Source organism: Bradyrhizobium sp. 190 (assembly GCF_023073415.1).
Lineage (GTDB): Bacteria > Pseudomonadota > Alphaproteobacteria > Rhizobiales > Xanthobacteraceae > Bradyrhizobium.
Genome location: NZ_JADPJL010000023.1, coordinates 164,269 through 177,371 on the forward strand (window position 1 = coordinate 164,269; position 13,103 = coordinate 177,371).

The 13,103-nt window shown below is 63.8% G+C and carries 13 protein-coding genes and 1 riboswitch; of the genes, 4 read left to right on the forward strand and 9 right to left on the reverse strand.

What is annotated here, in order from left to right:
- Positions 1-56: 56 nt before the first annotated feature.
- Complete coding sequence (locus IVB22_RS15690) at positions 57-1,271, reverse strand: MFS transporter (RefSeq protein WP_247518220.1); 1,215 nt, start codon at positions 1,269-1,271, stop codon at positions 57-59.
- 377 nt (positions 1,272-1,648) lie between these two features.
- Positions 1,649-1,813: a hypothetical protein gene (locus tag IVB22_RS15695; protein ID WP_247518221.1), complete on the reverse strand. Its 165-nt coding sequence runs from the start codon at positions 1,811-1,813 to the stop codon at positions 1,649-1,651.
- Between the two features lie 10 nt (positions 1,814-1,823).
- On the opposite strand from IVB22_RS15695, the gene IVB22_RS15700 reads away from it, so the two are divergent.
- Complete coding sequence (locus tag IVB22_RS15700) at positions 1,824-2,222, forward strand: hypothetical protein (RefSeq protein WP_247518222.1); 399 nt, start codon at positions 1,824-1,826, stop codon at positions 2,220-2,222.
- A 118-nt stretch (positions 2,223-2,340) separates the two neighbouring features.
- On the opposite strand, the gene IVB22_RS15705 is transcribed toward IVB22_RS15700, so the two are convergent.
- The 4 genes from IVB22_RS15705 to IVB22_RS15720 form a co-directional block, all read right to left on the reverse strand.
- Entirely contained in the window at positions 2,341-2,631 is a 291-nt protein-coding gene (locus IVB22_RS15705) for a hypothetical protein (protein ID WP_214490349.1), read from the reverse strand.
- 6 nt (positions 2,632-2,637) lie between these two features.
- On the reverse strand, positions 2,638-2,877 hold the full coding sequence (locus IVB22_RS15710; RefSeq protein ID WP_247518223.1) for a transcriptional regulator: 240 nt from the start codon (positions 2,875-2,877) through the stop codon (positions 2,638-2,640).
- Positions 2,878-2,991: 114 nt separating this feature from the next.
- Positions 2,992-3,996, reverse strand: coding sequence for a hypothetical protein (locus IVB22_RS15715; protein ID WP_247518224.1), 1,005 nt, complete (start codon positions 3,994-3,996; stop codon positions 2,992-2,994).
- A 126-nt stretch (positions 3,997-4,122) separates the two neighbouring features.
- Positions 4,123-6,399 carry a TonB-dependent receptor gene (locus IVB22_RS15720; protein WP_247518225.1) on the reverse strand — a complete coding sequence of 759 codons (2,277 nt, stop codon included), beginning with the start codon at positions 6,397-6,399 and terminating at the stop codon, positions 4,123-4,125.
- A 112-nt stretch (positions 6,400-6,511) separates the two neighbouring features.
- A riboswitch (cobalamin riboswitch) is annotated at positions 6,512-6,711 on the reverse strand.
- A gap of 146 nt (positions 6,712-6,857) precedes the next feature.
- Between IVB22_RS15720 and IVB22_RS15725 the strand changes: the two genes are divergently transcribed.
- Genes IVB22_RS15725 through IVB22_RS15735 form a run of 3 tightly spaced genes read left to right on the forward strand, consistent with a single transcriptional unit; the run spans position 6,858 to position 9,510 of the window.
- Positions 6,858-7,901 carry an iron ABC transporter permease gene (locus IVB22_RS15725; RefSeq protein WP_247518226.1) on the forward strand — a complete coding sequence of 348 codons (1,044 nt, stop codon included), beginning with the start codon at positions 6,858-6,860 and terminating at the stop codon, positions 7,899-7,901.
- Positions 7,898-8,680: an ABC transporter ATP-binding protein gene (locus IVB22_RS15730; RefSeq protein WP_247518227.1), complete on the forward strand. Its 783-nt coding sequence runs from the start codon at positions 7,898-7,900 to the stop codon at positions 8,678-8,680. The genes IVB22_RS15725 and IVB22_RS15730 overlap by 4 nt, the downstream gene beginning before the upstream one ends.
- A complete protein-coding gene (locus tag IVB22_RS15735; RefSeq protein ID WP_247518228.1) occupies positions 8,680-9,510 on the forward strand; it encodes an ABC transporter substrate-binding protein in 831 nt (276 codons plus the stop codon). The genes IVB22_RS15730 and IVB22_RS15735 overlap by 1 nt, the downstream gene beginning before the upstream one ends.
- Positions 9,511-9,614: 104 nt before the next feature.
- On the opposite strand, the gene IVB22_RS15740 is transcribed toward IVB22_RS15735, so the two are convergent.
- The 3 genes from IVB22_RS15740 to soxB form a co-directional block, all read right to left on the reverse strand.
- Positions 9,615-10,655 (reverse strand): MBL fold metallo-hydrolase, encoded by a 1,041-nt coding sequence (locus IVB22_RS15740; protein WP_247518229.1) that lies wholly within the window; start codon positions 10,653-10,655, stop codon positions 9,615-9,617.
- 207 nt (positions 10,656-10,862) lie between these two features.
- Positions 10,863-11,324: a hypothetical protein gene (locus tag IVB22_RS15745; protein ID WP_247518230.1), complete on the reverse strand. Its 462-nt coding sequence runs from the start codon at positions 11,322-11,324 to the stop codon at positions 10,863-10,865.
- Positions 11,321-13,075: a thiosulfohydrolase SoxB gene (gene soxB / locus IVB22_RS15750; protein WP_247518231.1), complete on the reverse strand. Its 1,755-nt coding sequence runs from the start codon at positions 13,073-13,075 to the stop codon at positions 11,321-11,323. The genes IVB22_RS15745 and soxB overlap by 4 nt, the downstream gene beginning before the upstream one ends.
- Positions 13,076-13,103: the final 28 nt, after the last annotated feature.

The following is a 13,103-nucleotide window of genomic DNA, read 5'->3' on the forward strand; positions in this document are numbered from 1 at the left end:
CGCTGTCAGATGCTGTCAACCGCCGCCGATGAGGCTCAGGAATGCGTCACCGGCGTCTACGCCTTGATGGGTTCCGCCGGCTTGCGGTCGGTGACCAGCGCCAGCAGCACGGTCAGGACCATGAAAGCGACGGACGCGCCGAACACCCAGTGCGGCAGGCTCTGATCCATGATCCAGCCGAACAATAGCGGGCTGAGGATGCCGCTGAAATTGAAGCCGGTGGAGACGATGCCGAACGCGCGGCCCGCTGCGCCTGCCGGTGCGGCGTTGCGGACCAGCATGTCGCGCGAGGGCGCGATGACGCCGCCGAGGAATCCGGCCAGCCCCATCGCGACGGTCAGCACGGCCGGCGGCAGGTTGATCGTCGCAATGACTGATATGATGACGGCGTTGATCGCAAAGCACGCTGCGGCGACATTGCCGTGCCGCTGGGTACGGTCCGCGAGATAGCCGCCGGCCAGCACGCCGGCCGCGCTGGCGCCGAGAAAGGCGGTGAGCGCGATATTGGCGGCGGAGAATGTCACGCCATAGCCGCTCATCAGCGCGACGACGCCAAAATTGCTGATGCCGGCATTGGACAGGCCGAGCAGCATGAAGAAGATCGTCAGCACGATGATGGCCGGTGTGACGATGCTCTGCTGCGGTGCCAGCGTGCCATCGGTGTTGCGATCGGCTGAACTCGCATCGGGAATTCTGACCGCGATCAATAGCAGCGCCACAACGGGGCCGACAGCGCCGGCCACGATCAGCGCGCCGAGCCCGCCGACGGTTGCCACCAGCGCGGCCATGATCGCTGGCGCCACCGCGCCACCCAGGAAGCCTGCAAAGGTGTGGATCGAAAACGCCCGGCCCATCCGCGCTTCGTCCATATGCGTCGACAGGATCGCATAGTTGCACGGGTGATAGACGCTGTTGGCAAGGCCGAGCAGTGCGGCGCAGACGATCAGCGAAACGTAGCTCAGGTGCAGGCCGAGCATGATCAGCGCGAGGCCGCCGATGGTGAGGCCGATCAGCAGGACTTTTCGCGCGCCGATATGGTCGGCGAGATAGCCGATCGGCGCCTGCGTCAGGCCGGAGACGACGCCGAATACGGTCAGCGCGAAACCGAGCTCGATATAGCCGACGCCGAGTTGTTCTTTAAGGAACGGAAACAGCATCGGCAGCACGAAGAGATGGAAATGGCTGACCCAATGGGCGACCGAAATCGCAGCGAGCGTGCGCAGCGAAGTATCCGCTTTAGCTTGTCGCGGTGCGGCCAGAATGTCGACCATGTCAGCTCAAAATCCCGTGTCTCTTACGGCCCGGCTGGGCACGGGCGAAAATATCGTCCAGCCGTTATTTGTCCATGAATGCCGTTGCATAGCTGCCCCGGCGGAGCGCAGGGACACGCATTGAATCGGAAGACAAAAGCGGTCCGGCGCGGCAATGATCCGATATGCTGGTTTTCAGCGATCAAACTCGCGCGTAGCGGTTTCGGTGCGCATCTGCTCGATTTGAAGAGCATTCGTGTGATCGAAGCGGAGAGGTTTGGCGCGTGAGTCGTAGGGTGGGCAAAGGCGCTCTTGCGCCGTGCCCACCATCTATCCTAGACCGCGATCCTGAATGGTGGGCACGCTTACGCTTTGCCCATCCTACGAAGTACCAGCCGCTACAACGGCTCATCATCATTGCCGTGGCGGTCGCGCTTCGGCGTGGTGAAGTCGCCGTCCTCGTAGTCGTCATCCTCGATCGGCGCACGCTCCGGTTTTTTCGGCTTGTCGTCGCCTTGCTTCGGAGGCGCGGGAGGCTCGTTCTTCCTGCCGGTTCCGCCCATGTGATGCCTTTTGCCGGATCAATCGGCGTTTGCGCTGCATGCCGATTCGGAGTATCGGCATGATCTCAATCTGATTGGGTTTGGCCGGCATGTTAGCGCTGACCACAAGAACTTTCCTGCCCTTTTTGCGGCGTTCAGTCCAAAAGGGCCTTCACACGGAGCCAGCATGAAGAAGCCCCGCCCTGCGGCGGACGAACCGCAGCCGCGCAAAACCATCCGCGCCGACAAGGCGCCGACCACCGGTTACTCGCTGGTGGTGGATGGTCATTTCAAATCGCATCACGACACGGTTGAGGCCGCCGAAGAGGCGGGCATGGCCTTGAAGAACCGATTTCAGATGCTTCAGGTTCAGGTCTACGATGCCGAGAACAAGACGCGTTCGATGATCGATTGGCCGGGGCCGGCGTAACGCTGCGGATATCCGACGTTACTTTTCGTCACGGCCGGGCAAAAGCGCGAAGCGCGTCTTCGCGCTTTAGCCTGGGTATGACGAGACACCCGCAAGAGTCCTACCTAAGAGTCCTGCCTCAGGTTCGCCGTCCGCCGTTCTGCTGGCTCGCCAGCCAGTCGGACAGGGCCACCGGCTTCTCGTTCGACCGCTTGGCACCGGCGGGCGCCTTCTTTGCGGCCTTCGCGGCGGGAGCACGTTGCGGCTCGGCTGCCTCGCGCGCGAGGCGCAACGCCTTCAGCTTCGCCATATTGTCGAGCACAGCCTTGGCGCTGGCGTCGCGTTCGGCCTTGCCGGATCTCGCGTCCTGGGCGGCCCTTGCCACCTTGTCGGCGCGGGCCTGGGCGCGATCACGATCTTCTTTCGTCATTTCGGGTCAGCCTCTTTTCGCAGCCTTGGTCTTGGCCTTGCTTTTGACCACAGGTTCCGGCGGGTTTTCACGGTCGGCCGCTTCCTTTGCCAGACGGAGCGCGCGCAACTTCTCGGTCCGCTTTCGGATCGCGATGTCGGCGGCCGCGATCTCGGCCATCGCCTTGATGCCTTCGACTTCCTGGGTGCGCTTGCGATTCAGCCTGATTTCTTTCAGTTCCGCGGCGCTCTTCGGCTCATCGTCCATGTCATACCTCTGAAATCACGACAGATATCGTCGAGCGGTTTTGGGGCGGTTTACCACGGATCCGGGCGCAGAGGATGTTATTTTCGGTCGAAAAAGGCGCACTTTCTTGTCAAATCAGCCCTCCTGATGAAGGGCCGCTTCGTCGTCGGCCTCGTCTGGGGCCGCAGAATCGAAGCTCGCAAGCCAGGCGGTCAGCGCCGCTGACGCATGTCCCTGCGACTTCATCTGCCGCAACGCAATGCGGACGCTGATCCGGCCATGGCGGTCACCGGCCACCGCCATGGGCGGCTCGCCGGCCAACACCGCATCGACCACCCGCCGCTTGGCCGCAAGTGCCACGGGATCGCCGCACGTGGCCATCATCGCCTGAAAGGCATGATGGTGCGTGGCGTCGAACGGCCGGGCCTCACCCAGGCCGTCCCGCGCCGGATGCGGCGGATAGAGATGGGCGCAGGGAACGAGACCTTCAGGGACCGGCTCGGTGGCAGGATGGGTGCGGCCACTTTTCAAAAGCCTCGGCAGCACATGGGTGTGGGGGCCCTCCGGGCTCTTGCCCGACGGCGGCGGGATCGGCTGATAGACCTCGATGCGGCCGAGCCGGCTGATGAAGACACGGTGCGGATTGGCCACGAGGATCATGGCCATGGCGGGATTGCCGGGTTCGAATACGGCGCGGCCGGTGTGCTCACGCAATCGCGCGGCGAGGACGTGATCGCTGATGCGGACGCAGAAATCCGCCTGCAGCCCGCCAAGGCCGAGATCGAACAGAACGGAATCCCGATCTTCCTCCCGCGGTGCATGATGATCGGGGCCGATCTCGGTCAGCGCAACGCGCTGGTTCATGGCGCAATCATGCGTTGGTAGGCAAAGTGCGACCCTTTGATTCCACCCGGTTTTGGTGATGCCCTCCGACGCGAAGGCGCGGATGGCAGCATGCGGTTTGAGGGCGATACCGCCACGCGGTGTCACGGCCGAAACGACTTCAGCCGACTGGACGAGGCGTACTGTCTCGTCGCGGTCGCGCGAAAATTCGGCGATGGCGCCGAAGGTGCCGAGGCTCCATTGCGTATCGGGATTGGATATTTCCCGCTGCAGGAGATCGATGGCTGCGGCGCTCATCGCCGCCTGCGGAATGGAAGTGGTTCAGGCATGAAAGGACATTCTCCCTGGCAATGCCAAAGGAGAATACCGTCTGGTCAGGTCAGGACAAGCCGGTCCGGCGGGAAGCCAAACCGGCCGCTCCGGTCAGAACGTCGCGCCGACCTTCACCATGTAGGTCCTTCCTGGCAGCGGATAGGCCGAGAAGCGGCCGGGTGTGAACGAACTGGCGATGGCGTAGTCGTAGTACAGCGCATCGAACAGGTTGTTCACGCTCAGCGACCAGAAGAAGCGCTCGTACTGTCCGCTAAGTTTCAGATCGGCGGTAGCACTGGCCGGAATGGGTCGCTGGGTGTTGGCTTGGTCGTTGTCCATGAAGCGCTCGCTCCAGGCACGTACGGTGGCGTCGAACACCAGGTAGTTCTGCCAGATATTCCAAGTCACGCCGCCCATGGCTGTATAGCGGGATACCAGCGGGACGTCGTCGCCTGCGAACGGCCCTTCGCGAAAGACAGCGCGCGTATAGGCCATGCCGCCGCGGAGCGTCACGGTGTCGCTGACGCGCAGCGAAGCGCTGGTCTCCGAGCCGTAGCGGCGGGTTGGATCGAGGTTCACGTTGAAAAACAGCGCCGGGATGAAATGGATCTCGTTCTCGAGGTCCATGTTGTAGATGCTCGATTGCATCTGGAATGCGCCGGCCTTGACGCGAAAGCCACCTTCGACGTCGTGTGAGGTCTGGGTTTTCAACTGAAAGGTCCCCGGAACGAAGAAAGGGCCGCTGGAGACGCGTTCATCGACGGTCGGAGTACGGAACGCGCGCGCGGCGCGGCCAAACACCGAGAATGTGTTGTTGAGCCGGTGCTCGAGCCCGACGTGCAAGGCGTATTGCGTCTCGTTGCTGTCGAGCGGGGAGGCCTGAGCGCTGCAATTAAAGAACATGGCGCAACCGGGCGCGTTGGCGTCGAACCGATCCCGGGCGCTCAGGCTGGTGTTTTGAATCCTGGCACCATAGGAGAAATCAGTCGTCGGCAACAGGCCTACGGTGTGCTGCCAGTAGCCGGCCACCGTCTGTTGCGACAGATCGTAGATGTGGGTCGGCGCAAGGCCCTTGAACGCGCCGCGATCCTGCTGGAACGTCGCGTCGTAATAATCGATGCCGGTCAGGATCTGTGAGGGAATCCCGAAGATCGAGTTCTTGACGCTCAATCTCGGCGTGATCGACCAGGTCAACAATGATGCGTCGTTATAGGTGGAGGAAAAGCTCGGAAGCGGCGACGCAAACGGTACCGTGCCGAAGAACCCGCTTTGCGTATCCTTTTTCCGCACGCCGCCGTCGACGATGAGCTCGGCGCCGTTCCACAGCGTTTTGGTGAAGCCGGCGGTGGCGCTGGCGCCCTGCTGATTGCCGTAATCGAACGGCGTGGCGGCGCCCCGGCGGTTCGTGACCAGTTCGTTGACGCCTATCGAGGGATCGACGATGCGACCGCCCGGAAAACCGAGCTTCTGGTCGTCGCCGGTCACCGTCAGGAAGGCCTTGAGGTCGGGAGTGGTGTAATTGATATTGCCGACCCCGTTGCGCTGGTCGAGCGCATTATTTTCGCGATAGCCGTCGGACTTGATGGCGTTGCCATAGAACGACGTCGACCATGGTCCCGAATTCAGCGCAGTCGAAACCGAGGCCATGCGCTGATTGAAGGAGCCGACACCGGCCTCTGCGCGCATCGCAACGGGTGGGCCGCCGACGCCGTTCTTCAGGACAATATTGATAACGCCGCCGACCGCATTGTCACCGTAGAGCACCGCGCCGCTGTTGCCGCGCGTGATTTCGATGCGCTCGATCGAATCGCGCGGAATGGTCGAGAGATCGACGCCGGCCATGTCGATGTCGTTGAGCCTTCGGCCGTTGATGAGCACCAGGGTGTTTGAGGTCGCGAAAGCGCCAAACCCGCGCAGGTCGACCGACGTCTTGGCGCCGTTCACGCCGCCAAAGAGAGACTGCAACTGCACGCCCGGCACCTGCGCGATGATCTCCTGCACGGTTTGGGCCGGCGAATGTGCAATCTCTTCGGCGGTAATAACGGTCGCCGACGCACCGACAATGCCGGAGAACTGCCGGCCGCCGCTTCCGCCGGCGCTTTGCGAGGCGCTTTCCGATGCGACGTTCGAGCCGGGCCCGGCCGCGGGCCGCGTGCCGGTCGACGGCGCAGCTGCCGGCACGACACGGCGCGAGGTCGATCCTTCATCGTAAGTCGGTTTTGCGCGGGTTCGGTTCGGGTCGGTGGGCGAGATTACCTCGATCGGCGGCAATTGCTCGGATTGGGCCTGCTGCGCCTCTGCGCCGGAAATGCCGAGCGATACGATGGGTACCAGGAAACTGCTGGTGAGCCAGAAGCGGCGCTGCCGCGTGGCGGTGGTGGAAGACATGGTCGAGACCTCGGTATGACGTCAGTGGCACGTCACAGCGAACCAAGTCTCACCATGTGCTTTGAGCAGCTTAGGTGAAGCTAATGCCTGTACTCCCCGACCGACATCTTCGCGTGTGACCACGGCTGACGGCAGGTCTCCTGGCTCGCGGGTCGTCACCCTTCGTCGCCTTCCCAGGACCGAGATTCCCAGTGGCCTATGACGAAGGATTCGCCGCTTACAGTTGCGGGGGCAGCCGCGGAATTGGGGAGTTTCCCCGCACCGCATTCCCTTTTGATCCCCAAAACGGGAACCGTCGGGAACTATGGTAGAAGTTTGTCAAAGTCCGAGTCAATCCGCCTTGGGCGCGCTCGCGATCCTCACTGGACGAGTGCGCTATTTTTGCCGCATGAGCTCTGCTGCCTGCTCATTGCCTGAGCTCCTGTACCGGGGCGGGTAAAACTGCTTTAGGACGATCGATGAGTGTTGAGGCCGTAACCGTGACCAACGAGGATGCCGCGCGCCGGCGGATCGGCGCGACCGCGGCGCTTGCCGTTCTCGTTGGGCTGCTGGTGCTGATCTCGCTCGGCATTGGTCCCGTGCGGCTGTCGCCGCTTTCGGTGGCGGAAGCGCTGTTCGGCAGCGGCAGGGACGTGGCGCAGGTGATCGTGCGGGAAATCCGCCTGCCGCGAACGCTGCTGGCACTGGCGATCGGCGCCATTCTCGGTCTGTCTGGCGCGTCGCTGCAGGGCCTTTTGCGCAATCCGCTGGCCTCGCCCGAGCTGTTCGGCGCCCCGCAATCGGCCGCGTTCGGCGCGGTACTGGTGATCGCGCTGGGGCTGGCTGACGTACACTCTTATGCGCTGCCGGTCGCGGCGATCATTGCGGCGTTCGCTTCCGTATTCGTGCTGCTGACCATCGCCGGCCGCAATGCCGGTCTGCTGATCCTCATCCTGTCGGGGCTTGCGATTTCGAGCTTTGCGGGAGCTGCCACCGCGCTGGTGATGAACCTCTCCAGCAACCCCTTCGTGGTGCTGGAGATCACGTTCTGGCTGCTCGGCTCGCTGGAGGACCGCAGCTTTCAGCATGTCATGCTGGCGTTTCCCTTCATCATTGCCGGCGCGATCATGCTGTTCAGCCAGCGCCATGCGTTTCGCGCGCTGAGCTTGGGCGAAGAAACCGCGCAGAGTCTCGGTGTCGATGTCGGCCGGCTGCGGCTGTTCGTCATTTCGGGCGTAGCGCTCGGCATCGGCGGCGCAGTCGCCGTGACCGGCACCATCGGTTTCATCGGCCTGGTCGCGCCGCATCTGATGCGACCGCTGATTGGGCATGATCCGGGGCGGCTTTTGGTGCCGAGCGCGCTCGCCGGCTCAGCGCTTTTGCTGGCGGCCGATATCGCGGTGCGCATCATCCCCTCGACGTCAGACATCAAGGTCGGTGTGCTGACCTCGATCATCGGCGTGCCGTTCTTCCTCTATTTGATCATGCGCGAACGCCGCGCGCTGGGCGGAGGTGTCGCATGAGCGAGCAAGCTCTGCTGACGGCAAGGGGACTTGGCGTAACGCTGGCCGGCCGCGTCGTGCTGAAAGACGTTTCGCTGGCGCTGTCAGCGGGGCATCTGGTGGCGCTGGTCGGGCCGAACGGCGCCGGCAAGACCACGCTGTTGCGGGCGCTGGCGGGATTGATCCCGTCCGAGGGCGAGATCGAGATCGGCGGCCATACGCTGGCTTCGTTGCCGCTGCGCGAAAGGGCAAAACGCTTTGGCTATTTGCCGCAGGGACATGTCGTGCATTGGCCGCTGCCGGCGCGCGATATCGTGGCGCTCGGTCGCTATCCGCATGGCGCCACCGATCCGGCGCGCCTGTCGCCCAGGGATGCCGAGGCGGTGCTGCGCGCGATGCATGCGGTCGATGTGATGGAGTTCAGCGATCGCCGCGTCACGGAACTGTCCGGCGGCGAGCGTAGCCGCGTCGCGCTGGCCCGCGCGCTGGCGGTGGAGGCGCCGGTCATCCTCGCCGACGAGCCGACCGCCTCGCTCGACCCGCGGCACCAGATCGACGTCATGAAGAATTTGCGCGCGACCGCCGACAAGGGTGTGCTCGTTATTGTCGTGACGCATGATCTGGGCCTGGCGGCGCGGTTTGCCGACCATGTGCTGGTGCTGCGTGAAGGCCGCCTGGTGTCGCAGGGCGCGCCGGCAGAGGCGCTGTCCGAGCAGGTGATGGCGGATGTGTTCCGGATCTCGGCCTATCGCGCGGAATTCCAGCACGAGGCGGTGATTGTGCCGTGGGCGGATATCTGATGCGACGGCGGCTGGCACTTCTGTTCGTGATGCTCGCGCTTTCGTGCGTCGGTGCGTCGGCGGCCACCCTGCCGCGCCTTGTGTCGATGAACGTCTGCACCGATCAATTGCTGCTGACGCTTGCCGACCCCGAACAGATTCTGGGATTGAGCCGATTTTCGCGGGACGGCTGGCAATCCCAGGCGGGCGACATCAGCCGCTATCCGGTGTTATCAGGAGGAGCCGAGGACGTGCTGCTCATCAAGCCCGACATCGTCGTCGCCAGCGCGTTCGACAAGCGCTCGACGCGGGAGCTGTTGAAGGCCAAGGGGCTTCGTCTTGCCGAACTCGCCGTGCCGCGAACCCTCGACGAAGCGCGGCAGCAGATCCGCGAGGCCGGCGACATCACCGGACACCCCGATCGTGCTGCTGCTGAAATCGCGCGGCTGGATGCGGCGCTGGCGCGCGCCCGCCGCGCGGTCTCGGAGCGGCACTATCGCGTGCTGCCGTTGTCGCGGCGCGGCTGGGTGGCGGGCAGCGACAGTTTTGTCGGTTCGCTGCTGGCCGAAACCGGCTTGCGCAGTGCGGCCGGCGATCTCGGTTTCAGCTTCGGCGGATTTGCCTCGCTGGAGGCGATCGTGAATCTGCGGCCGGACTTCATCGTGGTTTCGCAGGCCGGCGATTATGCGAGGGACGACGGCCAGGCATTTCTGCTGCATCCGGCACTGGAGCGCTTCTACCCACCGGAAAAGCGCATCGTGATTCCGGAACGCATGACCGAGTGCGGCGGCGTGATGCTGGCGGATGCGCTCGACGCGCTGACGGCAGAGGTGAAGCGCGTGGGGCGGTGATGCTTTCGTAGGGTGGGCAAAGCGAAGCGTGCCCACCATCTAGCGGCAATCCGTTGATAGATGGTGGGCACGGCGCAAGAGCGCCTTTGCCCACCCTACGGTCTTCACCCCTGAACCACCGGGCCGCCGATCTTCTTCCAGGCATCAATCCCGCCCTCGATATGCGCCGTATTTGCCAGCCCCGCGTTCTTCGCGGCGGTCACCGCCATAGCGGAGCGTTCACCGAAGGCGCAGAAGAACACGACGCGGCGGCCGGTGGCGGCGGCTACTTCGCGCAGCATGCCGCCGGGCTTCAGGCTCTCCGCGATGCCGGGGTAGGGCGCATGCAGCGCGCCCGAGATCGTGCCGTGTTTGGCGCGCTCGCTGGTTTCGCGCAAATCGACCAGCAGGATGTCGGGCCGGCCGAGACGGTTGATCGCGTCGCGGGCGCTTAGCGCTAGCCCCTGCTTGGCAAGCTCCTCCTGATGCAGGCCGACATGCATGTTGGCGGGCACGGCAACGTCCATCATCTTCGGGTTCGGCAGCTTCAGGTTGGCCATCAGCTCGATATATTCGTCGACCGAGCGTACTTGAAGACGCGGATTGTAACGCCGCTCCTCGCCGATGGTGGAAACCGTGTCGCCCTTGTAGTCGTGGGCGGGGAACACCATGGTTTCGTCAGGCAGTTTCAGCAGCCGGTTGAAGATCGATTCATATTGTGCGCGCGAAGAGCCGTTCTGAAAGTCAGTGCGGCCGGTGCCGCGGATCAGAAGCGTATCGCCGGTGAAGACGCGGTCGCCCATCAAGTAAGAATAGGAATCGTCGGTGTGGCCGGGCGTGTACATGACGTCGAGGCTCAGGCCCTCGATCATCACCTTGTCGCCGTCGGAAACCCGCATCGACACCACGTCAGCCTTGCTCTGCTCGCCCATGATGGTGATGCACTGGGTGCGGTCGCGCAGTTCGCCGAGGCCCGTGACGTGGTCGGCGTGCAGATGGGTGTCGACCGCCTTCACCAGCCGCAAATCGAGCTCGCGCAGGAGCTGGCAATAACGGTCGGCCTTCTCCAGCACGGGGTCGAGGATCAACGCCTCGCCGCCGGCGCGGCTCGCCAGCAGGTAACTGTAGGTGCCCGAAACGCTGTCGAAGAGCTGACGGAAGATCATGACCGCTGCTGCCGGATGTTGCTTCTCAAGTCTATCACATTATGGCCGGACGTAGCTCCAGCCCTGCTCTTCACGTCATTGCGAGGAGCGTTAGCGACGAAGCAATCCAGCTTTCGCGCAGGGATAGATGGATTGCTTCGCTTCGCTCGCAATGACGGGAGGGGGCCGCATTCGCGGCCTGCTCGCTCGCAATGACGGTGTGAGCGGTCATGGCCTCACCAATGTGTAGCCGTTCTCGGTCAAAAATAGTATTTGAGCGACACCGACCTGCACCGGCGTTGCCGCTGATATGAATTCCGGCCGCTTGCCGGCCTCGCGTTCGAGCGTATCGACGGTGTTGAGGCAGATGTCGAAACGCGCGCCCTGCACCACCAGGCTCTCGACCATCTTGCGGTTGGGATTTTCCGGGCGCAGCAGCTCGATGCCGGGACCGAACGCGACGACCTCGATCGCGACCTTGTCGGGATCGTAGTGCTTCATCAAATTGCTGGCGACGCTGAGCACGAGGCCCTGCTTGCGCGGGTCGTTGTCGGAGAGCTGCAGCACGACCTTGTGCTCGGCAAACGGCTTGTCCTGCAGCGGCGCCTGCTGGGCGCGGGCTTCGGGCGCGGCGGCTGCGATCAGAAGCGCCGCGGCCACGGTGCGAATGAATGTCGAAAAACCGCTCATCCCTGTCCCGCAATGCCCGGATTGTCCTCGACGCCTTTCAGCGTGACGCCAGGCAGCGACCGGTTGGGCGGCTTGCCGGAGCGGAGATGCCTGGCGACCACGTCCCAGACCGGCGCGCCGCTCTGCTCGTTGACCGAGGCCCACCCCGCCACCTTGTAGCTCTTGCCGGCTTGCAGCGCATGACCGTTGTCGAGCTTCAGTTCGGAAATCCGCTTGCCCACGCTCTCGTTCGGACTGCAGGTGTAGGCGAGGCCGCCGACGCGGACCATGTCGCCGCCCTGCTGGTAATAGGGATCGGCGTTGAAGAGATTGTCGCAGATGTCTTCCAGCACGTCCTTGATCTGGCCGCCGGTCATGGTCTGGACGTAGGTCTCCGGATAGGTGACGGCGGTCTGCGCCATCACGTCCTCCATCGTCAGTGGCTGGCCCGCCAGCGCGGTGGTGCCCCAGCGAAAACCCGGCGACAGCGCGATCTCGGCATTCAATTCGCCGCGCAGCGCGTCGCAGATCAGTTGATCCATCGTGCCGCTGAAATTGCCGCGGCGATAGAGCAGGCGGTCGGCGGCGGCAATCTTTTCGTCCAGCGCCGCCGCATGCGGCGCGCGTATCTTGTCGATCAGCGCCTGCATGGCGGTATCGGGCTTCAGCAACTCCGAAAACACCGGGAGCAGCCGGTAGCGTACATTGCTGACCTTGCCCTTGCCGACGTCGAGATCGAGCACCGCCAGAAACTTGCCGTTCGAACCGGCATTGGTGACGAGCGTGACGCCGCTTGCGTTGGTTACGGCGATCGGCTGCGGCACGGCGTCGTGGGTATGGCCGCCGAGAATGACGTCGATGCCGGTGACGCGGCTGGCGAGCTTGAGGTCGACATCCATGCCGTTATGCGAGAGCAGGATGACGGCATCGACCTTGTCGGTGTTGCGATGCGTATCGACGAGCTTTTGCAGCTCCTCGTCGCGGATGCCGAACTTCCAGTCCGGCGTGAAACGCTTCGGGTGCGCGATCGGCACATAGGGGAACGCCTGCCCGATCACGGCGATGCGATACCCGCTGATTTCCTTGATGATGGACGGCTTGAAGACGCGTCCCGAAGCCGGATCGAACGCCTTGGCGTCGTTGAAGGCGGCTTCTTCCGTGAGGAAGACGTTCTGCGCCAGAAATTCGCCCTTGAAGCGTTCGAGGTTGGCGCGCAGCGCCTTCTCGCCGTAGGTGAATTCCCAATGGCCGGTCATCGCCTCAATGCCGAGCAGGTTGGCGGCGTCGACCATGTCGGCGCCCTGCAGCGTGTTGGAAAGGCCGGTGCCCTGCCAGAGGTCGCCGCCGTCGAGCAGCAACGCGCGCCCTGCGCCGGCCTCGCTGCGCATCCGGTCGACCAATGTCTTCAGATGCGCGAAGCCGCCGAGCTTGCCGAAGCGGCCGGCAGCTTTCTCGAACTCGATGCAGGTGAAAGCATAGGCATCGGCACTGTCGGGCCGGATGCCGAAGCGGTCGAGGAAGGCCCGCCCAACAAGGTGCGGCGGGTTGCCGCGCATCGGCCCGACGCCGAGATTGACGCTCGGCTCCCGGAAAAACACCGGCCGAAGCTGCGCATGGGTATCGGTGATGTGCAGGATGCGCGCATTGCCGAAGCGCTCGAGATCGTAAACGCCCGCGTTATTATCGGCGGCCTGCGCGCGGAGCCGCGGCAGGCCACCCGTCAGGGTGGCGGCGCCCGCTAGCGTCAGGAAATCGCGGCGGCGGATGGTCATGCGGGTCTCCGCGCGTCGTAATGGCTCT